Genomic DNA, 22,957 nt, shown 5'->3' with positions numbered 1-22,957 from the left:
GTCCCTGTAGGACGCGATGCTGTGGTGGCATATACCCGGCGCTGCGTGCCGGGCTATTATTAGCCGTCCCGTTGGGACGAAGAATTCTCAGCCTTCGAAGTAGGTGTAGCCACTGAGGCCCGTCCGATACAGATCCAGCACTTCGCGCCGTTCCTTCGGCGAGATCCGGCCCTGGGCCACGGCCTTTTCGGCAAAGGCCCGGAAGCGGCCGACGAGTTCCTTCGGATCGTATTCCACGTAGCTCAGCACGTCCGCCACGGTGTCGCCTTCGACCTCGTGGGTGTAGACCGGCTTGCCGTCTTCGATGTGCACGCCGACCACATTGGTATCGCCGAGCAGGTTGTGAAGATCGCCCAGGGTCTCCTGATAGGCACCCACCAGGAAGGTCGCGATGTAGTATTCCTCGCCGATCTTCATGCTGTGCAGCGGCAGCACCTTCGCCACGTCCTCGCGGTCGATGAAGCGGTCGATCTTGCCGTCGCAATCGCAGGTGATGTCGGCGATCACGCCGCGCTGTTTCGGCCGTTCGTCGAGGCGGTGGATCGGCATCACCGGGAAGAGCTGCTTGATCGCCCAGGAGTCCGGCAGGCTCTGGAAGAGGCTGAAGTTCCCGTAGTAGAAATCGACCAGCGAATCGGACAGTTCGCGCAAGTCTTCCGGCACGATTTCCAGTTCCAGGATCAGCTTCGAGATCCGGGTCATGATGTGCCAGAACCAGGCCTCCGCAAGACCGCGCTCGCGCAGGGTCGCGGCTCCGTAAAAGAACTGCGCGCGGACTTGGTCGCGGTAGTAGACGGCGTCGTTGAAGCACTCCTGCAGGTTGCGCTTGCTGAGGTCCTTGTTGACCGCGATCAGGTTGAGCAGGTTCTGCGGCGCGTGCTCCGGCGTCACCGGCGGTGTCTCGGTGGTCTGCACCGTCGAGACATCCAGGATGTTGAAGACCAGCACCGAGTAGTAGGCGACGATTGCGCGGCCGGATTCCGAGATCAGGTTCGGATGCGCCACCGCGGCCTTGTCGCAGACCTGCATGATCGTCTCGATCACGTCGGTGCAGTACTCGAGGATCGAGTAGTTGCAGGAGGAGTGGAAATTCGTGTGCGAGCCGTCGTAGTCGACCGCCATGCCGCCGCCCATGTCGAGCACGCCCATCGGCGCGCCTTCCTTGACCAGGTCGCAATACATCCGCGCCACCTCGGTCGCGCCCTCGCGGATCGCGGCGATGTTCGGGATCTGGCTGCCCTGGTGATAGTGCAGCATCCGCAGGCAGCCGAGATAGCCCTCCGCCTTCAAGCGGTCCACCACGTCGATGACCTGCGTGGCGCTGAGGCCGAAGACCGACTTGTCGCCGGCGCTCTCCGCCCAGTGACCGGAGCCGCGGGTCGAGAGCCGGACACGCACGCCGAGATTCGGCAGCACGCCGACCTTGCGCGAGCGTTCCAGCACGAGGTCGAGTTCGCTGGGCATCTCCAGCACCAGCATGATCTTCAGGCCCATCTTCTGCGCGTGCAGGGCCAGGTCGATGAACTCCTCGTCCTTGTAGCCGTTGCAGACGATGTAGGCCTCGGTGTCGTGCATGTGGGCCAGCGCCGCGATCAGCTCGGGCTTCGAGCCCGCTTCCAGACCGTAGTGGTACTGCTTGCCGAATTCGGAGATCTCCTCGATCACCTGCCGCTGCTGGTTGACCTTGATCGGATAGACCCCGCGGTATTCGCCCTTGAAGCCGGTGTCCTTGATCGCCTGGCGGAAGGATTCGTTCAGCTCGCGGATCCGCGAGTGCAGCAGATCGCGGAAGCGCAGCAGCACCGGCAGGTCCGTGCCGCGGTCGCGCAGGCCTTCGATGATCTCGAACAACGAGACCTCCTTGAAGCCCTCGTCATCGGCCAGCTTGACCGTGACGTGACCTTTTTTGTTCACGCCGAAGAAGCCGTGGCCCCACTGGTCCACGCCGTAGAGTTCGGCCGACTGCTCGGTCGACCATCCGTTTTCCTTCTTCGGGGCTTTAGGGGTCTTGGCGCTGCCAGGAGGAACCATGCGCGGAAGGAAGTGGCAAACCGCAGGAAAATAAAGCGGTAATGCGAGGAATTTACGACTTCAGCAGTCCGCGGAAGCCCCCCGGAAGGTGCACCGCCGCCACCGCCAGTCCGATCCGCGCCAGCAGGGTGCCGGGAGGATAGGCCAGATAGCGGCCCTGCCAGGCCGGGTGATACTTGCGCTTGAAGTCGAAAAGCGACTTGTAGCGGTAGAAGCGGTCGAATTTATCGAAGAGCAGCTTCACCTGCTTTTCCTCCTTCGAGAGCATCGCCGGATCGGTCTCGGTATTGGCCAGCGGGGCGCTGCCGAGACTGATTTCCTCCACGCCGTTCTCGCGGAAGTGATCGAGGCTTTCGAGGATCAGGAAATCCATGATCCCGCCCGGGGAACCGCGGCCGCGCATCAGGTCCAGGGCCCGGCCCTTGCCGCCGCCGTAGGGCCGCCAGGTGGCGAAGCATTCGACCTGGCCGTCCGCCTGCAGCGCCACCGCGCAGCCGTTCGCGCGGATGTCCGCCAGCGAGAAGGAGCCGAGGTCGAAGGTCATCTCGCCGCCGCTCTTCGAGCGCAGCCAGGTATCGGAAAGCAGGGTGAGCTGGGCTTCGAGTCCGTGATCGATGCCTTCCTTCGGATCGTACCAGCGGAAGCCGAGGGACTCCTTCTTGGCCTTGTTGCGGGCGGTGCGGAGGTTCTGGAACTTGCCGCCGGCCAGGCTGAATTCGGAAAGCGGGATGCGCGCGTCCTCGCCGACCTTGAAGGTGACCAGACCGGACTGTTCGTAGAGAGAGCGGTTTTCCTGACGGGTGCCGTAGAAGATCGGCGTCCAGTCCTGCTTGCGGCAGAAGCGCACGAAGTGATCGACGAGGCCTTGCCGCAGCTCCGGCGGGCAGACCGGATCCGCCAGCACCACCGCGATGTCCCGCCAGCAGGCGTAGGCCACGTAGCCCTCGCCGGATTCGTGGAAGAAGTAGTGCTTGTCCGGCAGCAGGGTGTAGGGGTCGCTGGGATCGATGCCGTGGCGTGCGAGGATTTCCGCCGCGCGCTGCCGCTCCTCCTCGCCGGCGGCATTCACCCGCGATAGCAGCACCGGCCGGAGGAGGAGATAGAGCACCAGCGCTCCGCCCGCGATTCCCGCCAGCCGCAGCCGGTCGAGCAGGCGCGCGACTTCGGGTGTGGAGGAGTCCAGCGAATCCGGCAGCCCCGCGACCGCCGTGGCGGAGGAGCCGAGCGCGCGCGCCCAATCCAGCGGTTCGGGCAGCTTCCCCGACTCGCCGAGGTCGTGCAGGCTGATCGTCCCGTAGATAATCAGCATCACCGCCACCAGCGGCGCGACCGCCAGCCCGAGGCGCAGCGATGGCGCATCCGAGCGGGCGATGAATTCCCGCCGCCAGCGGACCAGCGGCACCAGCAGGATCACCGCCGCCACCGCATGGTGCCAATCGAAGGCCCGCACCACGTGCAGCAGCGCCGAGGCCACCAGCAAGGAGGTGGCCAGCCACCAGGCGACCCGCTTCCTGCGCCAAAGACCCCGCCCCAAGCCCAGCAGCGAGAGCCCGGAAAGCAGCAGCAGGAGGCGGCTGTCTTCGCTGACTCCCAGCGGGAACCACTGCTGCGTCCAATCGATCACCTCCGGCGGCTTCGGCAGCATCGCCTCGAGCAGGTTGGCCAGGCCGATCAGGATCACGGCCGCGACCAGCAGGCGGAGCGCGTGCCGGCGCATGAAGAGGAAAACCAGCACCAACAGGGTGCTCAGAGCCGCCACCGGCCACAGCGGGGAAAGGCCGTAGGGCAGCGTGTGCGAGGTATTCGCAGGCCCCATCGCTTCATCGCCCAGCAGCCATGCCTGCGCCTGCTGCACGGCGGGGCGGAATTTCTCGTCCGGCCCGTCGAAGCCGTGGTTGTAGCCCGGCATCTCGTAGAGCGCCGCCGGCTGGGGCAGGCCGCGGATCCAGGCGGTGCTCGAGATGAAGTCGCCGCCGCCCTGGAACTGCGCCACCCGCAGCCCGGCCAGCGACTCGTTGAATTCGCTCAGCGCGAAGGTCCCGTCGCCCGTCGGCGCGATGCCCAGCTCGTCCTTTACCCGCAGCCCGTAGCGCCCGCGGGAGCCGCAGGAGAAGAGCAGCAAGCCCTCCAGGTCTGCCGGGCGCTCGGTCCCCGCCGCCGCCACCGCTTGCGAGCAGCCCATCGACCAGCCGCCATAGAAGACCGGCGTGCCCGGCGGCAGCTCCATCTCCTTGGCCAAGGTCGCGAAATCGTTGCCCAGCAGGTCGCCATCGTAGTCGGTCTCCGCGTAGGTTCGGCAATTCAACCCCGCCACCCGCCAGCCGGCCTCCGCCAGCCAACTGCACGTCGTCGTCTCCCAATCGGTCCACCCGCCATCGCCCGAAGCGAACACGATCCCCGCCACCGGCTTCTCCGGCCCCGGGAAAAGGTAAATCTTCCCCGGCCCCCGGGAAAGCTGCACATCCCGGATCTCCGGCTCGGCCGCTGCCGCCAGAGCCATCAGGCACAGGGAGGTAATCAAGAGCCGCAAAACCGGCCGCCAAAAGGAAAGCATGATGCGGGAACCGCACGCTCCCGGGCGGGATACGGAGCAGGGCGGGGAATTCTGTCAGGTTTTGCCGCTTTGCGCATCCCCCGGCGACACGTTAGGAGCGTGGCTTTGCAAGCTGCAGGAATGGTCCCGGTGGTCTGCCGAACCGCCTTTGCACGAAGGACAGCCTGCCGATCACCCCCATTGACCCCGTCCCGCGATCTCCTCTAACGTCCCCATCTACCTTCCCGAGCCTTCCCCCGGCGACCTCGATAGGAAGCTATGGAACGCCACCGACCGAATCATGATTTCACCGATCACCATCACTGAAGTCATCGACCGCTCGGTGCAGGGAATGACGCGACCGTTTCGCTGTGCGGCGGGCATCGACGAGGATTTCGTAAAGGGTGCTTATGCCGGAAAGAACTCACTGTGCTGCGAGTGGGTGGCGAACCGCTTGGTGAATTTTTTCCGCCCTGACGCTCCGCTGGGAGTGCCGGCATTCAGGATGGGAGAGGTGCCCCGGGAATTGATCCAAGGTAGCGGACGGTCTGATATCCGGGATCTTGGCGAAGGACTGGTGTTCGCCTCCTTGCGAATCCACGATGTGGTGGAACCGAAATGGTTGCGAGCCCAAGGATGGCCGCAGGAGACGAAGGCCCAATTGCTTTTGTTAGACCTGTGGTTGCAGAACGAGGATCGAAGTCTATCGGAGGATGGAGGGAATCCGAACTTGTTGGTATCCCGAATTCCATCGTTGCCGGAGGACGACCCGCAAGCGGCGTCGAAAGATCCGTCGAAACGGGAGATGCTATGGGCCTATGATTTCAATCTGGCCTTCGATCCGGAATTTTGCCGCGAGCGCTTTTTCGGAGCGCACGTGTTCCGGGGGGAAGTAAAGGAATGGCCGGAGGGATTCCGGAAGCGGATGGAGCAGCGCTTGCGAGTCGCGTTGGATCAGGTGCGGACGGTCTTTTCCGAGCTGCCATTGGAGTGGCTGCACATGGACGGAGACGAGAGTTTGTCCGTGCAACTGGAGGTGGAGAGGGTAAACTCGGTCTTGGAAATGCCTTTCACGGATGCCGATAACTTCTGGAAGCTGCCATGATCCCCGCCCAAGCTGTCTGCAACTATTCGCTGCTCCGTTTCCTGCCCTACCCGGAGACCGGAGAGTTCGTAAATGTGGGGGTGGCGGTGAACTGCCTGCAGCCGTGTTTCCTGCATTTTCTTGCCGAGCGTCAGATGCCTGCCCGGGTCAAGGCTCTGTTTCCCCATCAATATGAAAGGGAATTCGAGGTCTCCATGGAAGCGATGAGGCAGGAGGTGGAACGGGTGAAGGGGCGGATTCGGGACCCGAAAGGGTGCCAATTCGCCTTTAACGAATTGGTGCGTCCTCGGGAGAATACCTTTCGCTTCGGAGAGGTGAGGACAATCCTCTCCACAGATGCGCGGAATCTCTCCGAAGAACTGTTCAGGCGCTACGTCCGCATGGAATCCGCAGTGCCGCAGGCGGTCGTGAGCGAGAGCTGATTCTTCTCAATGATCACGGGCCATCTGCCGGATGGTCAGGAGAAGGCGATTGGCTGGCGCTCAAGCCAGACGAGGCGTTGGCGGAAGAGCGGACGGCAGAGTAGCTGCCTCGGGTGAGAACACTCCTCACTTCTCCGGCTTCTCCCCGTCTCCGCTCAGATCGCTCATCCGTCGCTTCTCCTCGTCCGGAATGCTCTGTGGCGGGGTGTCATCCTCCGCTTCTTGCTCTTCCTTCCCGGCCTGCCAGCCGTCTTCGTTGGAGGAGGGATCCCAGGGCTCGCTGCGGTCTTCTACCTCGCCGCCCTCGGTTTCGGCTCCGAGTTCAGCTTTACCTTCGCTGCCGGGAGCGGGTTGGCAGGGATCGACCTCGCTGCCGTGGTCGTGGTCCTTGTCCATGAGCAGGGCCTCGAAGCGCTTGCGGTCTTCCTCGGCGCGCACGCGTTCCTCTTCCGCCTCGGCCTTGGCCTTCTTCTTGTCGTCGAAGTAGGCGAGCCAGATGCACAGTTCGTAGAGGACCACCATCGGCCCGGCCATCAGGAGCAGGGTGAAGGCGTCCGGGGTGGGGGTGATGATCGCGGCGATGACGAAGATCGCGAGGATCGCGTAGGAACGGGTCCGGCGCATCGTCTCGTAGGTCAGCAGCCCGATCTTCACGAAGACCATGACCACCACCGGCAGCTCGAAGGAGAGGCCGAAGAGCAGGGTGAACTGCGTGGCGAAGGTGATGTAATTCCCGATCCGCCAGTCATTCGAGATCCCGGACGAGAGGCCCCATTCGTAGAAGAAGGTCAGCGCCCGCGGCAGGACGTAGGTGTAGGCGAAGAAAACTCCGAACAGGAAGAGCCCGAAGCCGACCGCCAGCGCCGGCCACATGACTTTCTGCTCGTGCGAGTGCAGGCCCGGCAGCACGAACTGCAGGATAAAGAGCATCAGGAAGGGAAAGGACACCACCACTCCCGCGAAGAAGGCCAGCTTCATGGAGAGCATGAAGGCCTCCGTCGGGCTCAGCGCGGACATCATCTGCAGGTTCCCGCGCTCGTCGATCTGCGGGCTCGCGCCCTTGGTCAGCATGGTCTGCACGACCTCGGCGAGATCGTCCCGGCCCTCCCGCTTCAGGAAGCCCTCGCGCTTCTCCACCTTCATCGGCACGATCGCGCGCAGCAGGCGCACGATCTCCACCCGGCGCAGGTCGTCCGGTTCGAATTCCTTCAGGTAGCGTTCTCCTCGCTCGCCACCGAGCGATGTCGCCGCTTGCTCGATCTGCTTGGCCGTCTCCCAATTCGTCGGCGTGATGCCCTTCGGCAGCAGCTTGGTCATGTGGATCTCTTGGACCTTGTTGACCGGTGCGCGCAGGAGCGCCATCAGCTTCTCCTGGAAGGCGAAGCAGATGGTCATCGAGATCATCAGCACCACCAGCGAGCGGGTGATCATGACCCGCAGGTCGTCCAAGTGCTCCAGGAACGGCTTCTCGTGATCCGGGTTCGCCTTGTCCCGCAGTTGAAAAACCTTGTTGAGCAAAAACATCAGCCGTCGCGGCGGGATTCAAGGGCCGGACCGGCGGTCCTGCAAGGCCGATAAGCGGCCAATGACGAATGACAGAACACGAACGATTGAACGGGGAAACACGGTGGCGGCGCTTGATTTCGGGATTGCCACGCTGCGGCTTCCGCGGAGACTGCTAGAACCTGCTCCCCCCATGAAATCTTTCGCCGATCTGTTCCGCAGTTTCCGCCGCAGGAGCCGGCTATGGCGCTGCGCGGGCGGATTCGCCGCGGCGGCGCTGCTGGGCGGTTGCGGCACCGTGGAATTGACCGGCTCGACCCTGCACCGGATCGACAAGGCGCTGGAGTCCCGCAAGAAACCGAGCCTGAAGGCTTGGGAACAGGACTCCGACGACCGCCGCCTCCACCTGAAGCTGGCGGAACTCCAGACCGGCCTGCTGCTGAAATGGGACGCCATTAAGATCTCCTCCACCCAGACCAAGCGGGATGCCGTCACCTGGACCGTGAGCATGAAGGGCAAGCAGGGCAGCATTTCCTCGGCAGTTCCCCTGACCCGCGACGGCTATTTCCTGACCGCCAGCCATTGCGTTGAAAAATCCCCCATGACCCTGGTGATCGCCACCCGCGACCGCAAGATGACCAAGAAGCCGGTGCGGGTGGTCTGGCGCGGGAATCCGGACCAGAAAGGGCCGGATCTCGCGCTCATCCACGCCGACCTGGAGCCGCTGCTGCCCTTCGGCGCCGCGGATGTCGCGGGGCTGGCACCCGGGCAAGAGGTCGCGGTCACCGGCTGGTCCGGGCTTTCCGAAGGCACCCCGAATGGCGGCACCGCCGCCGGCAGCATCCTCTCTGTCTCCCCCCTGCGCCACGATCCCACCGGTGCGGCTTGGCGCATCGTCCGGCACGATGTCCCGCTGAATTCCGGCGACAGCGGCGGCCCGCTTTTCACGCCGGACGGGCGCTGCGCCGGCATCAATGCCCGCGTGGTGGTAGGCCCGGCCGGCCTCTTCGGCACCAAGTTCGGCCTCGCCGGCAAGCCCGACCGGCCCCTGGCGGGCTATTCCGGCGAAGCCGTGGCCCCGGATCCGGAGTGGCTGCACGGCCTGATCGCGGCGGATCGCGCGGCCCATAAGGGCGGTCGCTAGGGCGGCCCGAACCGGTGTTAGAATCCGCCTCCCGCCCTTTCTTGTGAAAAAACTTCCAAGAAAGAACCCGCAGCCGTGTCTTCACGATTGAAAGCCATGAGATCGCGATCCCACCCGCATGGACCTAGCTATCGCCCCAGCCGTGCTTGAAACGCCGGAGCTGCTGCCTTCCGCCACGATGACTACCGAGGACAAACCAAGTCTGCGGCAGATCTTCGAGGCGGAGGAAGGCCCGCTCCTCCGTTTTGCCCACGGCCTCACCGGCCGCCGGGAGACTGCTGAAGACCTCGTCCAGGAGGCCTTCCTCCGCCTCCATTCCCACTGGGAGGAAGTCGCCCACCCGAAAGCCTGGCTCTACCGCTCCGTCCGCAATCTCGCCCTCAATCACCTCCGCGATCACAAGCGCGAATCGTCCGATGAAGCGCCCGACTCGGCGGACGACGCCCGCGGCCCCGACGGCCATCTGGCCCGCCTCGAAGCCGCGGGCGCCGTCCGCCTCCTCCTCGCCGAGCTCAAGGACGACGACCGCGAGCTGATCCAGCTCAAGTACCACCAGAATCTCAAATACGACCAGATCAGCCAGCGCACCGGCCTCAGCGTCGGGAACGTCGGCTACAAGCTCCACCACCTTCTCAAGTCCCTAGGCGATGGCCTCCGCCGTCTCGGCGTCGATGCCCCGGAGTAGCCCGCCTCCTCTATCAAATTTCAAATCTCAGATCTCAAAGTGCCGATCCACCGGCTTCCACCTCTTAAATTTCAAATCTCAGATCTCAAATTCCACCTATCATGAATGATACCTCCAATTCCCTGCCGCCCTCCGGCGATGACGCGCTGGAAGCGCGGATCGTGGCCTGGGTGCTCGGGGAAGCCTCGTCCTTCGAGGCCGCGGAGCTGGAAAAGCTCTGCGCGGAGAACCCCCGTCTCCGGGACTTCGAGCGCCGCACCCGCGATCTCCACGAGTTGCTCGCGGAAGACGCCAAGCCCGGCCTCCACGCCGCGTGGCGCCTGCCGCCCGCCAAGCGCGAAAAGATCACCGACCTGTTAGGCGTCGCTTCGGAGCCGCAGCCCGCTTATTCATCTACCAAGGTCAACCGCTACTTCACCCGCCGCGCCCTCCTCGCCGCCGCGGCCTGCCTGGCGATCTCCCTGATCTCCTACCCGCTCTTCAATAGCGGGAAGGCGAACAAGGTGAGCTTCGCCATGGCCCCGGAGAAGAGCGTGGACTTCATGCCATCCGGAGGTGGCGGGGCCATTCCGGCCAGGAAAAGCGCCGAGCGCGAACTCGAGGCACTGCGCCGCGCCGTCGCCGAGCAGGAAGACCAAGTCGAAGACAGCCGGAAGTCCCTTTCCTCGACCATCCGCACCGGCAAAATCGTCTATGAACAGGGCGCGGGTGGGGGAGGCGGTTTCGCCGCCGCGGATGATGCGTCCCTTGCCGCCCGCAATTATACCAAGCTGGAGCAAGAGAAGATCCAGCTCGAAAGCCAGATCGAGACCTTGCTCAAGTATGACGGCCCGCAGCTGACGCAGTATGCCTCCGGCTTGGACCTGCCGGACAATGTTGTCCCCAGTCTCCTTCCTCAATATCAGGAAGCCCGGCGCGAGCTTGAGGGCATGAAGAGTTCCGGCCTCGCGGCAGGGCATCCCGATCTGGTCGCCAAGCAGAAGGCTGTGGAAGACATGGAGCAAGATCTTGGCGAGGCCACTGCCAACCTGCGCGAGAGCCTCAAGACGAAGCTCGACCTGTCCAAACAGCAGATCGCTCAATTGGAGTCTCGGTCTGCCAGCAACAAAGACGCTGCCGTTAAGAGCGGCCTCGAAACCCAGGGTTATCTCGACGCGAAGTCGGATTTCGAGAGCAAGCATGACACGCTGGAGCAGCTCAAGCTGCAGCTGTTCACCAAGGAGATGAATGCAAAGCTCGGGGAGGCGGGCCTTGCCCTCAATGATTCGGCGAAGCCCGCCGCCACGCCCGCTCCGGCAGCTACCCCTGTGCCGGAGTCCGCGGAGCTTCCCAGCATCGCCCTTCAGAATGCGGCGGGTGTCTCCGGGGATCGGCTGTCCGGTCGGCGCTTCGCGCCCCAGTCCATGGACCCCGCGAAGCCGGGGGGCACGGGTTCCAGGTCTTTCGGAATGGTCGTAGGAGGGGGGACTGGCTCTCTGGCATCGGCCAATCAGCCTGCCGAACCAGCGTCCGAGGCCAAGAGGGTCACCGACCTCGCCTCCGGCGGCCTGCGCAGCGGCTATGACGCGATCAACCTCAACAACATCGACGCTATCCTCGGCAATCCCAGTCGCTCGCTTGCTACAAAGGATCAGGCCGCCGACGCCCAGCCAGCCGATCTCGCTTGGAGCAGTCAGGACGAAGGGACCAAGCTGCTCTTCGCGGGCAGTTCGTTTTCCGAGGGCGCGATTTCGAACGCCCCGGCCGACCCTTTCGGCGGCGCAGCGGGGGCAAAGATGCCCGAGTCCCTGGCCAAGAAGGAAGCAGCGGCTGCTGACAGTTTTAGTGATCAGCCGGAGCTCGCCTTGAAGCAATCGGCCCAGTCCCCCCTCGGCCTCCTGGCGCTGCCCGGGCAGGTGCCGCACGACCCGCGTCTCCGCCCGCAGGGCGGCATGCCGACCACGCTAGACGATGAAGGCTCTCTCAACTACGGCACGCCGCTCGCACCTGCCCGTCCCGCGATCACGGCAGGCGGAATCTCCACCTCCGACTTCAGCGATCTGGCGAAGCTGGGTAAACTCGCCCGATCCACCCCGCAGCAGGGATTTTTGCTGGGTGCGGAAGTCCCGGCGGATCAAGCCAGTGTCGGCGGGGAGCTCCACTACTATTCGGGAGCAGCTTCCGCGCAGCCAGCCCCGGGCCTGAGCCTCGATAGCCTCGCGGCTCTCGATGGGGGGGCAGCATGCGCTTCTCCACCGCCGACCCGAATCGCTTCACGTATTCACTCACGCCGCCCAATGTCCCCGCGATCGAGACGACCCGGGAGTTCACCTATCCGAAGGAATACGACCCGCCCCAACTGCCGAGCTCGCTTGGCGATGGCCTCGCCCAAATGGTGCCGGCTCCCGCCACCCCCGCGACCCCGACCACCTTTCCGACAGAGGAAACGCGCTACAAGATCGACCGCAAGGATACTCCGGCAAACGGTCCCGCAACGGCCACCGCCGGGCAATCGGACGGGAGCGGCTACTCGACGGAAGCGCAAAAGGAGATGATCCGCCGCCAGAATGCTGTCGCCGAGGCGGATCGCTTGCTTCTGGAAGGACGCGAGTCCTATGCGAAAGGCAAATACGAGGAAGCCCGGACAAAATACAAGGAGGCCGATGGCGTGTTGCCGGACGCGCCAACGACCGCGGATCGACGCAAGGTGGTCCAAGCCCATTTGGGCGATGCCTCGACCGCGCTGGCCGACAGCTATCGCCGGGTCGGCAAGTATGACGAAGCCCGCGCCTTGGCGGCCGACGTGTTGGCCGACGATGAGGACAACGTGGACGCCAAGCGCGTCGAGGAATGGCTGGACGATCCGATTAAGACCAATCCGGCGCTCACCGACGAGCACACCGAGAATGTCGATAAGGTCCGCCGCGGACTCTACCTGGCCGAAGGTGCCTACAACCTCGGCAAGTATGACGATGCCTTCAAGCAATACGAGGATGTCATCCGCACCGATCCCTACAACAAGGCCGCCCGTCGCGGCATGGAGCGCGTGGCCCAAGCGAAGGCCGACTACTACCGCGCTGCCTACGACCATACCCGCGCCGAACTGCTTGCACAGGTCGATTCGGCTTGGGAACTATCGGTTCCGCCTCTCATCACCGAGGCCAAGCCGGCTGAAGTCAATATCCAAGGAAATACCAAGACGCGGGAAGATGTCGTGCGCAGGGAACTTCCGCTCGATGCCGCGGCGAGAGCTCGCGCGATCATCATTCCCGAACTCACAGCGGAAGAGTCCACGGTCGGCGAGGTGCTGCAGCTTCTTCGCCAGAAGACCGCAGAGTCCGCTCATGGCAACCCCGACGTCGCAGCCAAGGGCGTCAACCTGCTGGTCCAGCCGGATGGGGAAGACGCGGACCCGCTGGGTATCCGGGTGCCGAAGCTGGACTTGAGGAATGTCACTCTCGCGGACGCCTTGAGTAAGGTCACCGAGGCTACTGGATTGGAGCTGGAGACAAACGAGCACTCGATCATCCTCAAATCCGGCCCGCTCACCAAAGGCAAGAAGACCGAGCAGATCCTCGACAAGATGGCGGAGGTCGCCACCGGCACTGAGCCCTTCTCGACCTTCTCCCTCCACGTCAGCGATGCCTCCTTCAAGCTGGCCAAGGCCGCGCTCGACCGTGGCGAACAGCCTGCCGCGGAAAGCATCCGCCCGGAGGAATTTTACAATGCCTTCGACTACGGCGATCCCGGTCCTGCCAATGGCGAGTCGGTGGTCTGCACCACCGAGCAGGCCGCGCATCCCGCGATTCCCCAGCGCAATCTGCTCCGCATCGCTGTGCGCACCGCTGCCGCGGGCCGGGGGCAGTCGACACCGCTGAACCTGACGCTTCTGTTAGATAGCTCCGGCTCGATGGAGCGGGAGGACCGCCAGGCCGCCATGACCCGCGCCGTCGCCCAGCTTTCCGGGCTCTTGAAGGAAGGCGATACCATCACCGTCGCCGGCTTCGCCCGCCAGCCGCGCCTGATTGCCGACCGCTTGCCCGGTGCCCGCGCCAAGGAACTGAACGGCATCATCGCGCAGACTCCCTCCGAGGGAGGCACCAATCTGGAGGAAGGCATCAAGCTCGCGGAGGAGCTGGCCAAGCGCCAGTTCAACCCCGCCGCCCAGAATCGCATCGTCCTCTTCACCGATGGCGCGGCGAACCTCGGCGATGCCCGCCCGGAAGCCCTGCGCCAGCGCGTCGAGCAGCTCCGCCAGCAGAACATCGCCTTTGATGCCGCGGGCTTCGGAGCGGCGGGCCTCAACGACCGCCTGCTCGAACAGCTCACCCGCAATGGCAACGGCCGCTACTACATCGTCGACCGCGCCGAGGACGCTGGCAGCAATTTCGCCAAGCAGCTCGCCGGTGCCTTCCGTCCCGCCGCGGAGAACGTGAAGGTCCAGGTCCGCTTCAATCCCGCACGCGTCGCCCGCTACAAGCTGCTCGGCTTCGAGGAGCATCGCCTGAACAAGGAGGACTTCCGCAACGACGCCGTCGACGCCGCCGAGATGGCCGCGGAGGAAGCGGGGAATGCTCTCTATCAGATCGAGCCGATCCCCGGCGGGGAAGGGGAGGTCGGCGAGGTCAGCGTGCGCTTCCGCGATGCCGCCAGCGGCCAGATGGTCGAGCGCACCTGGACCATCCCCTACGATGCCCAGGCCCCCGCCTTCGACCGCGCCACACCTTCGGTCCAGCTCGCCGGCCTCGCAGCCTTCGCCGCCGAGAAGCTGCGCAAGGCCCCGCTGGCCGATGCCCTCGACTTCGATCAACTCGGCAAATCCTTCGCCGCCGTGAAAGCGAAATACCCCGACAGCCAACCCGTCACCGATCTCGGCACCATGATCGAGAAGCTGAAATGATCCGATGAAAGCTTTCGTCCCAGCGCGAACCGTCCCACCCGGCTCCGACAAATGCCTGCCCCCCGGGACCGCGGAGGCTCCGCCCCGCAGAACGGTCCCCCACTGCCGGCACCGTCGGAAGATCGGAACGGAGCAGGCCGTGAGGATCCGGCAAGCCCCGGCGAGCTCACGGCCGTCAAGCACCACTCTGCGGGGCAGAGCCTCCGCGGTCCCGGGGCTGCCGCTCGGGCGGGAACGACTGATCTAACAACGCCGCAAATTTTTACGCGGCCTTTACCCAAATTCACCTGCCGACCGGCGATTCTAACAAAACGACCTGCCCGATCCGCTTCCACCCCTTCCACCTTCACCCATCCGCGGCTCTGGAGAGCCGCGCTACTTCTCACGCCATGTTCACCCTGCGCAGAACCCTTACTCTCTTCTCGGCTCTCTTCCTTCTCCCGCTTGCACCCGCGCAGGAGAAAGACGACTCCGTCATCCTCATCCCGACGTCCAAGCTCCCGGAGAAGCCCGTGCCGCTGTTCTTCTCCGCGGAGACGAGTTCGGTCATCAGCACCTTCCCTAACAGGACCGAGCACGCCATCACCGCGAAGCTCCGCGTCCACCAGGGTCGCCCGGAGATCCTCTCGATCGGTCTCAATGGCGAGGGCGAGATCACCGGCGTCACCGGCGAGAACCTCCAATCCTGGACCGTCCGCCAGGAATCCGATGGCCGCCGCTTCCTCGACCTGAAGCCCTCGCTGCCCGCCATCGGCGCTGCCGATCCAGTGCCACAGGAGTTCACTTTCAGCATCACCGCCCGCCATGAGATCCCCGCGGAAAAGGCGAATCAGCCCTTCGACCTCCTCCATCCCTCCGCCGGTGCCGCGGTCGGTTTCTCTTCCACCGTCGAAATCCGCAACGACACCGACGCCCTCGCCCGCGTGCAGGAAGCCACCGGCCTCCAGCCCCTCCAAGACATGCGCGACCGCTTCTTCACCGGCAGCGGCACCCTCCGCGTCGTCATCGGCCTGAAAAGCTCCGCCGCCCGCCCGGTCGAGTTCGCGAATGCCTCGCTCGAAGGCACCCCCTCCGCCGATCTCACCGGCATCTCCTTCATCCTCCGCGGCGAAGTCATCGTCACCCGTCCCGGCGAAGCGATTACCCTGTTAGAGAATGCCGCGCTCTCCGGCGCTCCTTCCGGCGAGGGCTGGTTCACCCGCCTCCGCAAGGAAGGCGAGGGCTTCGTCCACGAACTCGTCGGCGAGAAGCTCGGCACCTTCCCGATCGAACTTGCCTTTGAGGTCCCACTCGTCCGCCGCGGCGATTGGCGCGGCGCGGACTTCAAGCTCCACGGCGGAGCCGTCGTGCCACTGAGCATCGCCGGACTCCCGGAAGGCGTCTCCTTCGATCCCTCGCAAGCGGTGGTCCCCGAGCGCCGCAATGGCAAGTGGACCGGCTTCCTGCCCGCCGCCGGCAGCGCCGCCTTCGCGTGGAAAAATAGCCGCCAGGAAGGGGAGGGCGCCCTCTTCTTCACCAGCACCGAAGTCTCGGATACCCGCGTCGGTGCCGGCCTCGCCCGCCGCAACGCCCAGCTCTCCTTCCGCGTCCTCCAGGGCAAGCTCGATGCCCTCAAGATCCGCGTCGATGGCCCCGGCGAGATCCTCGCTGTGAAGGGTGCGCAGGTCCTCGCCTGGAGCGTCGCCGAGGAAGGCGGCGCACGCATGCTCGATGTCCGCCTCAGCCGCCCGATCGAAGTCGAAGGCGATATCGTGATCGAGGCCCAATCCTCCATCGGGGCCTTCCCCGTTACCCTCCAGCCGATCCACTTCTCGCCGCAGGGCGCGCTCAGCCACCGTGGCTTCCTGCGCGTCGCCAATGAAGGCGCGGTCCGCCTCGAAGTCGCCGAAGCCCGCGGGCTGATGCAGCTCTCGCCCGCGCAGTTCCCCTGGGTGAAGCCGGATGAAAATTTCCGCCAGGCCTTCGTCTATCGCTTCCCCTCCCCGGACTACGCTTACGAGGTCCGCGCCTCGCAGGTGCTACCGGAAGTCTCCGTGACCGAAGTCACCATCCACGAACTCGCCGAGACCGACCGCCGCATCCTCGCCGATATCGAACTCGATATCCGCGAAGCCCCGCTGCGCGAGTGGACCGTACAGGTCCCCGCGGACTTCGTTGTCGCCGGCGTCACGGGCGCAGCCGTCGCCGACTACTCCCTCGCCAGCGAGGTCAAGGACGGCCGCCAGGATCTCAAGATCCTCTTCCGCGAAGCGATGATCGGCCGCCAGCTCGTCAGCCTGCGCCTTGAAAAAGGGCTCGCCGCTGGCCCGGGAGATTGGGTCCTGCCGGTGCTCCTTTATTCCGGCGCGAAGTCCTCCCGCGGCTACCTTGGCGTCGTCGCCACCGCCGGCTTTCGCATCGTCCCCGGCGCGACCCATGGCCTCGCCGAAACCCCGCCCGACTACTTCCCGAAGAAGCAGCCCGGACTCCAGCAAGCCTTCCGCATCCGCGAGGGCGCATGGAGCGCCACCATGCGCGTCGAGGCCCTCGGCCAGAGCATCCAGGCAGACGTCTTCCACCTCTACTCGATCAAGGAAGGCGGCGTCTCCGGCAGCGTCTTGATCAATTACTTCGTCGTCGGTGCGCCTGCGACCCAATGGAAGATCCGCGTGCCGAAGACCCTCGGCAAGGTCGAGGTCAGCGGCCAGAACGTCGGCCTCGACAAGCGCGAGGAAGGCGATGCCCTGATCATCCCGCTGACCCGCCCGCTGCTCGGTGCCGGCACCCTGCTGGTCACCTTCGAGCAGCCGATGAGTACCCGCGGCGGCGACCTCGAATTGGCGGACATCCGGCCTCTCGATGTTCAGTCGGAGCGCGGCTTCGTCCAGGTTGTCAGCCCGCTGCAGGTCAATGCCAAGGTCACCCGCACCGCCGGTGCCGTGCTGGAACTCGATTCCTCCGAACTCCCTGCCGAATACCGCCAGCTCAGCAGCGCGCCGACCCTCGCCGCTTGGCAATACACCGCCAGCGATGTCTCCCTCGCCATGAACATCACCCGCTACGAAGCCGGCGAAACCGAATCCCTGCTGGTGGATCGCGCCGAACTCGCCAGCCGCGTCTCGCGCGATGGCCAGGCCGTGACCGATGCCCGCTTCTTCGTGAAGTCCCGCGGTCGCTCCGCCCTGCGCATCACCTTGCCCGATAGCTCCGAACTCTGGGAAGCCCGCGTCGATGGCCCGACCGTGAATGCCCGCGAAGACGGCGCGGTGACCGTGGTCCCGCTGCCCGCGAAGGCCGACCCGAACGATCCCATCGAAGTCGTGGTCCGCTACGGCATCGCCAGCAAGAGCGCCACCGCCCCGGTGCTTGCCGCGCCGACCCTTGACGCCCCGCTGGTCTACGGCCAATGGACCGTCACCGGCGATGAGAACCGCCGCCTCGTCCCGCGCGGCAGCGGCCTCAAGCCGGTCCTGCCCGTTCTCACGGAAAGCGGCTCCGAGTGGATCTTTACGAACGCCCGCACTCCCACCGCGCTGGTCCTCTTCGCCGCGGCCCTCGGCCTCTTCCTGCAGCGCTTCTTCCGCCTCCGCCTGCTCGGCGTGCTCTGCTTCGCGATCGCCGTTGCCGGTTGCGCCGCCCTGGCCTTCCGCGCCCTCCACGAACGCCGCGTGAACATCGGGACCCTGGAATTCGCCATGCCCGCCGTGCCATCCTCCGAACCGCTCACGGTGGAACTACGGAACGTCTCACCGGTTTTGGCGATGATCGATGGCTGGGGCATCTTCTTCGCCATCGCCGGTATCGCCCTGCTGGTCTTCGCCTTCTTCCGCTCGCGCTATGCGAACTACGCCGTGCCCGGAGCCTTCGCCCTGATCGCCTTTGGCGTGCTCTCGCAGCGCATGGGCGCGGTGCCCTTCTTCGCGGGCTTCGGGGCAGTCCTGCTTCTGATCAAGGTGATCCCCGGTCTCGCGATGTTCGCCCGCCGCCGCCCGGTCGCCGTCACCGCCCTGCTCGCCTTCATCTGCATGCTCGGCCAACTCCGCGGCGAGACTCCTCCACCACCACCCGCCGAATCGGCGGGCGCCGCCGAATCGATGTCCCACACCTGGCGCATCGCCGGGGGCCGCCTGAGCGGGGAGATCGTGATCGAGGCCCGCGGCAAGGCCGACGAGCGCTTCCTGCTGCTCAAGCCACCCGCCGTGCTCACCGCCTTCCAGGGCGAAGGCTGGCGCGTGGTGAAAGCCCCCTACGCCGATCAGGAGGCCTACTATCTGGTTAGTACCAATGAAGGCAAGAAGACCGGCAAGGCAACCTTCGAGATGCCGCTGCCGAATCCCCAAGGCGGCTGGGCCCTGCCCTCCGGACCCGCCGCCGTCCAACGCGTCGCCGTGCGCTGGAATCAGGAAGGCTGGGACTTCGAATCGCCTCAAGCCGCCAAGGTCGTGCCGCTCGATGCCCAAGGCGAAAGCGGTGCCGATCTCGTCCTGCGCCCCGCGGAAAATACCGTCCTCCGCGCCCGCCCGAAGCAGCGCGATGCCGCCAGCGAGCAGACCCAATTCTACGTGGAAATCTCCGACCTCTACCTGCCCGGCCCCGGCGTGGTGAATGGCCGCCACATGATCGCGGTGCGTCCTTCGCGCGGCGTCGTCCGCGAGTTGCTCGCCGTGATCCCGGAAGGCTTCACCGTCGGCGAGGTCGCGGGCGGTCCCGCCGGAAGCTGGCGCTTCAATCCCGAGACCCGCGAGCTGAAGATCGCCATCGAGCCCGCCCAGGACCAGCCCTTCACCGTCTCCGTCGCCACCCAGCGCGGCACCGCCGCCCTGCCCGTGGACCTCGCCCTTGCCCCGCTCCAAATCAAAGGCGCGGCCGGTGCCGTCGGCCTGATCGGCCTCGCCTTCGGCGATGAAGCACAGGCCGAATCCGTCATCGCCAAGGGCATGAGCGACGTGAACCTCGACGACTTCAGCGCCGCTCTCCTGCCCCGCGACCGCGAGGGCAAGCCGCTCGCTGTTCTCCACCGCGCCTTCCGCCACGCCGGCGGTGAAGCCGGCCTGACCCTGAAGGTCACACCGGTCGCGCCCGAGATCCGCGCCACCACCAGCCAGACGCTTTCGCTCGGCGAGGATCGCATGGTCCTCGGCATCGATCTCGCCGCCTCGATCACCCGCGCCGGCGTCTTCAAGCTCGCCTTGGAAATTCCCGCGGGCTTCGAGATCGAGTCGGTCACCGGCCCCTCCCTCGCGCATTGGGCGGAGTCGCAGGAAGACCAGGCCCGCGTGCTCAATCTCCACCTCAGCGGCCGCACCATCGGTGAGCAGGCCTTCGCGATCACCCTCGTCGCACCCTCGCCCGGCGCGCAGGCGAATTGGGCCGTGCCCCGCGTCTCCCTGCGCGAAGCCTCGCGCCAGACCGGCACCCTCACCATCGTCCCCGACCGCGGCTTCCAGGTCCGCGCCGTCACCCGCGACAAGGTCTCGACCCTCGATACCCGCGAGTCCGGCGCGATCCGCCCGAACGCGCTCGCCTTCCGCCTCCTCCAGGCCGATTGGGCGCTCTCCCTCGCCATCGCCAAGCTCGATCCCTGGATCACCGCCAAGGTCCTCCACGAGGTCACCCTCCGCGAGGGCCAGACCCTCTCCCGCGCCCGCATCCTCTACAAGATCGAGAACGCCGCGATGAAAGCCCTGCGCGTCCGCATCCCCGGCCTCGATGCCGGGGCCGCCGCCACCGTCCGCGCAAGCGGCCCGGCCGTCGGTGACTTCGTGCCCGTCGCGGGCGAGGAAAACCTCTGGGAGATCCGCTTCCAGCGCGGCATTGCCGGGGAGACCGTCGTCGATGTTGAATTCCAGCGCCAGACTCCCGGCGAGACCGTGGACATCGCGCCGCTGATCCCGGTGGAAGTACGCCAGAGCACGTACTTCGTCGCCATCCGCGGCGGTGGCCGGCTCGAAATCGTCAGCCGGAATGAACCGCGCGGCTGGCAGCGCAGCGAATGGAGCGTCGTCCCGGAAGCCCTTCGCGAGAATGCCGAAGCCCCCGCCGAGGTCTTCCGCGTCGCCGAAGCCGAGGGCCCGCTGACCCTCACTCTCAAGCGCCACGGCGTCCGCGAAGCCCTCAAGCTGCGCGTCGAAAAGGGCACCCTCACCACCCTGATCTCGCCGAAGGGCACCGCCCTCACCGCCGTCGATCTCGCCGTGCGCGTCGCCGAGAAGGGTACGCTCAGCCTGACCCTGCCGGAAGGCGCCAAGCTCTTCAGCGTGATCGTCAACGAGGACGGCGTGCCCTTGGTCCGCGATGGCGACATGTGGAAGTTCCACGTCTATCCCGCCCCCGAAGGGAATCGCCCCGCCTCCGTGCGCTTCGTCTACGCCATGCCCGCGAGCAACCTGACCCTGCTCGGGCCCCGCCTCGACGTCCCCTTGGAAGACCTCTCCTGGCGCGTCATCCTGCCCAAGGGCTGGCACCTCGCGAAAAGCTCCGGCGACTTCGACCTCAAGCGCCAGCAGGCCGCCAAGGGCATCGAAGACTACGGCAGCTTCGTCTCCCGCAAGCGCGCCGCCGGCAAGAAAGACGCCGTCGCCCTCCTCGACCAAGCCAACGAGTGGCTCCGCGAGGGCGAGCAGGAAAAGGCCGGCCAGGCCCTCAGCAAGGCCGCCCGCAACGGCCTGCTCGATGAGGCCTCGAACGAGGACGCCCGCGTCCAACTCGGCAATCTCAAGGCCCAGCAGGCGACCCTCGCCCTCAACACCCGCCGCCAGCGCATGTATCTCGACAACCGCTCCGAGGTCGTCCTCGGCAATGCCCAGCTCGAACGCGCCGCCCAGGAGAACCCCTTCCTCCAGGGCAAGTTCAACTACGATCCCAAGCAAGTGGACCGCCTGTTAGAGGGCAACAGCGTCGACGAGAACACCGCGATGAAAGCGATGGGCGAACGCCTCGCCACCCAACTCGTCGCCGATCCCGCGCCCGCCGCGCTCGACGTCACTCTCGGCGAAACCGGCACCGTCCTCGACTTCAAGCGCAGCGTCCAAGTCGACGGCCGCGACGCGATGATCCTGAAGCTCGACATCGAACCCGACCACCGCAGCGGCTGGTTCTACGCCCTCATCGTCTGCATCCTCGGTGCCGTTGTCATCACCACCCGCTCGGTGCGGAGCGCGGCGTGATACAGCACTGGCTCGTTGCGTCAGCGCCGCTTTGCCATTGACTCCCCGCCGATTTTCCGAGAGCAGATTTTCACCCCCATGGCCATGATCGTCCGCTCCATTCTTGCATCATTTTTTGTCGCGGCTTCCGCTGTCGCCCAGAAACCCTCGCTGGACGAGCAGATCGCCGCCGCCGAGGCACCTCTAACAGAGCTCCGCGACAACTACCGCAAGGCCCTCGAGCTCGAACGCGACAAGGCCCAGGCAGCCGGTAACCTCGAAGTATTGAAACTTCAGCAAAACGATCTCAAAGCTTTCGAAGGCGGGCGATGGCCGGAAGGTGGCGGCATCAATTCCCAGCGGGATGCAACCTTCATTATCCATTATTGGCGTATCCAACCCAAAGTTGACTCGGCCCTGCGCAAGATTGCTGGTGCGGCCAAGTCCCCCGAGATCAACGCGCGCATTCAAACCCGCCTCGATCATTGGCTCAAGGAGCCGCCGGGAATCGTTAACAAGGGCAGCAAGCTGCTGACCTACCGATGGAAATTGACCCGTAATCCGGTTGCCGCCGGTATCTTGGGCTCCTCGGATTCAGGCAAACCCATCAAGGATCACCTGAAGGACATCGGAGTGGGATTTCCCGAGGGTGCAACGGCCGTCATCTTGAATTCGAACGTCCTGATGGTGAATCTTCTCCCGGGCGATCTGGTCCTCCTCGACCAATGGTTGCGTTCCAGGAACCTGCTTTGAGAGCGATTCAATTCGCTTCCAGCTCCTTGTTCAGCACCTGGTCCACGTTCATCTTCACCAACCGCTCGGCCTTCGAGACATCCTTGTCGATCGCCGTGCGCAGGCTGCCGTCCGTGGTCTTCGTCGCCAGCACCTTGCCTTCCGCATTCGTCAGCACCAGCACGTAGCATTCGTACTGGTAGCCACCGATATTCCCCGCGCCCTTGTTATCGCTGTCGTAGGAAGTCTTGAAGCCGAGCACGTCGGTTTCGAAGGCCTTGTTCGGTTCGATCGAGAAATCGAAGCTCTTGTTCCCCATCACCTTGAACATCCCCGGGTTGCGCCGGTCCTGCCCGAAGTAAACCACATAGCCCTTCGCCGCCGGGTAGGGGATCTGCGTGCTCAGATTGCGCAGCTTGACCTTCGACGAGACCACCTGCTCGACCATGAAGTAGCCCTTTTTGTCGCGGCGGTTCGAGATCGAGACATCGATGTCCAGCTTCGGCAGCCGCGGCGGCAGCGCCTTGCCCGCCTCGCGCAACTTCTCCTGCGAAGCCCCATCGAATTTCGCCAGCGCCAGGGTGTGTTCCTTCACGTCCTTGCCGGTGGTCGAGAAGACCACGTTTTCCCCCTCCACCGCGATCAATTGGATCTGCAGCGCCTTGCCCTCGGCATTGCGGACTTCCAGAACCGGTCCGGCAATCAGGGAACTAGCGAGGAGAAAGGGGAGGGCGAAGAGGAAGGATTTCGCTTTCATCACGCGGACATATATCTCCCGGCGCGATTCCTATGAAGTGAA

Annotated in this window: 12 protein-coding genes; 8 read left to right on the top strand and 4 right to left on the bottom strand. The window is 65.1% G+C overall.

Going from position 1 to position 22,957, the window contains the following annotated elements; all coding sequences use genetic code 11:
• Positions 1-87: 87 nt before the first annotated feature.
• Complete coding sequence (speA, locus tag ABWK72_RS07260) at positions 88-2,031, bottom strand: biosynthetic arginine decarboxylase (RefSeq protein WP_367874124.1); 1,944 nt, start codon at positions 2,029-2,031, stop codon at positions 88-90.
• 52 nt (positions 2,032-2,083) lie between these two features.
• Positions 2,084-4,552, bottom strand: a complete 2,469-nt coding sequence (locus ABWK72_RS07255) for a phosphatidylglycerol lysyltransferase domain-containing protein (protein WP_367874123.1) — start codon at positions 4,550-4,552, stop codon at positions 2,084-2,086.
• A 313-nt stretch (positions 4,553-4,865) separates the two neighbouring features.
• Here ABWK72_RS07255 and ABWK72_RS07250 point away from each other — a divergent pair, with 313 nt between their 5' ends.
• A complete protein-coding gene (locus ABWK72_RS07250) occupies positions 4,866-5,669 on the top strand; it encodes a HipA family kinase (protein ID WP_367874122.1) in 804 nt (267 codons plus the stop codon).
• Positions 5,666-6,091 (top strand): DUF3037 domain-containing protein, encoded by a 426-nt coding sequence (locus ABWK72_RS07245; protein ID WP_367874121.1) that lies wholly within the window; start codon positions 5,666-5,668, stop codon positions 6,089-6,091. Before ABWK72_RS07250 ends, ABWK72_RS07245 begins: the two co-directional genes overlap by 4 nt.
• Positions 6,092-6,217: 126 nt before the next feature.
• Here ABWK72_RS07245 and tatC read toward each other — a convergent pair whose 3' ends face one another.
• Positions 6,218-7,615, bottom strand: coding sequence for a twin-arginine translocase subunit TatC (gene tatC, locus ABWK72_RS07240; protein WP_367874120.1), 1,398 nt, complete (start codon positions 7,613-7,615; stop codon positions 6,218-6,220).
• A gap of 172 nt (positions 7,616-7,787) precedes the next feature.
• Here tatC and ABWK72_RS07235 point away from each other — a divergent pair, with 172 nt between their 5' ends.
• The 6 genes from ABWK72_RS07235 (at position 7,788) to ABWK72_RS07210 (ending at position 22,179) form a co-directional block, all read left to right on the top strand.
• Positions 7,788-8,738, top strand: a complete 951-nt coding sequence (locus tag ABWK72_RS07235) for a serine protease (RefSeq protein ID WP_367874119.1) — start codon at positions 7,788-7,790, stop codon at positions 8,736-8,738.
• 118 nt (positions 8,739-8,856) lie between these two features.
• On the top strand, positions 8,857-9,423 hold the full coding sequence (locus ABWK72_RS07230; RefSeq protein ID WP_367874118.1) for an RNA polymerase sigma factor: 567 nt from the start codon (positions 8,857-8,859) through the stop codon (positions 9,421-9,423).
• Positions 9,424-9,524: 101 nt separating this feature from the next.
• Positions 9,525-11,957 carry a hypothetical protein gene (locus tag ABWK72_RS07225; protein WP_367874117.1) on the top strand — a complete coding sequence of 811 codons (2,433 nt, stop codon included), beginning with the start codon at positions 9,525-9,527 and terminating at the stop codon, positions 11,955-11,957.
• A complete protein-coding gene (locus tag ABWK72_RS07220) occupies positions 11,954-14,302 on the top strand; it encodes a von Willebrand factor type A domain-containing protein (RefSeq protein ID WP_367875321.1) in 2,349 nt (782 codons plus the stop codon). The genes ABWK72_RS07225 and ABWK72_RS07220 overlap by 4 nt, the downstream gene beginning before the upstream one ends.
• 389 nt (positions 14,303-14,691) lie before the next feature.
• Positions 14,692-21,447 (top strand): hypothetical protein, encoded by a 6,756-nt coding sequence (locus ABWK72_RS07215; RefSeq protein ID WP_367874116.1) that lies wholly within the window; start codon positions 14,692-14,694, stop codon positions 21,445-21,447.
• 78 nt (positions 21,448-21,525) lie between these two features.
• Positions 21,526-22,179: a hypothetical protein gene (locus ABWK72_RS07210; protein ID WP_367874115.1), complete on the top strand. Its 654-nt coding sequence runs from the start codon at positions 21,526-21,528 to the stop codon at positions 22,177-22,179.
• A 7-nt stretch (positions 22,180-22,186) separates the two neighbouring features.
• On the opposite strand, the gene ABWK72_RS07205 is transcribed toward ABWK72_RS07210, so the two are convergent.
• Positions 22,187-22,915: a hypothetical protein gene (locus ABWK72_RS07205; RefSeq protein ID WP_367874114.1), complete on the bottom strand. Its 729-nt coding sequence runs from the start codon at positions 22,913-22,915 to the stop codon at positions 22,187-22,189.
• Between the last annotated feature and the right edge of the window lie 42 nt (positions 22,916-22,957).

Origin of the sequence: Luteolibacter sp. Populi, assembly GCF_040801775.1 — a bacterium.
Lineage (GTDB): Bacteria > Verrucomicrobiota > Verrucomicrobiia > Verrucomicrobiales > Akkermansiaceae > Haloferula.
This window is presented reverse-complemented; position numbering and strand designations above follow the sequence as displayed.

Excerpts from the sequence above, each read along its gene's own strand:
- ABWK72_RS07215 (WP_367874116.1), top strand. The coding sequence starts at position 14,692 with ATGTTCACCCTGCGCAGAACCCTTACTCTCTTCTCGGCTCTCTTCCTT.
- ABWK72_RS07220 (WP_367875321.1), top strand. The coding sequence starts at position 11,954 with ATGATCCGCCGCCAGAATGCTGTCGCCGAGGCGGATCGCTTGCTTCTG.
- ABWK72_RS07250 (WP_367874122.1), top strand. The coding sequence starts at position 4,866 with ATGATTTCACCGATCACCATCACTGAAGTCATCGACCGCTCGGTGCAG.
- tatC (WP_367874120.1), bottom strand. The coding sequence starts at position 7,615 with ATGTTTTTGCTCAACAAGGTTTTTCAACTGCGGGACAAGGCGAACCCG.
- ABWK72_RS07210 (WP_367874115.1), top strand. The coding sequence starts at position 21,526 with ATGGCCATGATCGTCCGCTCCATTCTTGCATCATTTTTTGTCGCGGCT.
- ABWK72_RS07235 (WP_367874119.1), top strand. The coding sequence starts at position 7,788 with ATGAAATCTTTCGCCGATCTGTTCCGCAGTTTCCGCCGCAGGAGCCGG.
- ABWK72_RS07245 (WP_367874121.1), top strand. The coding sequence starts at position 5,666 with ATGATCCCCGCCCAAGCTGTCTGCAACTATTCGCTGCTCCGTTTCCTG.
- speA (WP_367874124.1), bottom strand. The coding sequence starts at position 2,031 with ATGGTTCCTCCTGGCAGCGCCAAGACCCCTAAAGCCCCGAAGAAGGAA.
- ABWK72_RS07205 (WP_367874114.1), bottom strand. The coding sequence starts at position 22,915 with ATGAAAGCGAAATCCTTCCTCTTCGCCCTCCCCTTTCTCCTCGCTAGT.
- ABWK72_RS07230 (WP_367874118.1), top strand. The coding sequence starts at position 8,857 with ATGGACCTAGCTATCGCCCCAGCCGTGCTTGAAACGCCGGAGCTGCTG.
- ABWK72_RS07225 (WP_367874117.1), top strand. The coding sequence starts at position 9,525 with ATGAATGATACCTCCAATTCCCTGCCGCCCTCCGGCGATGACGCGCTG.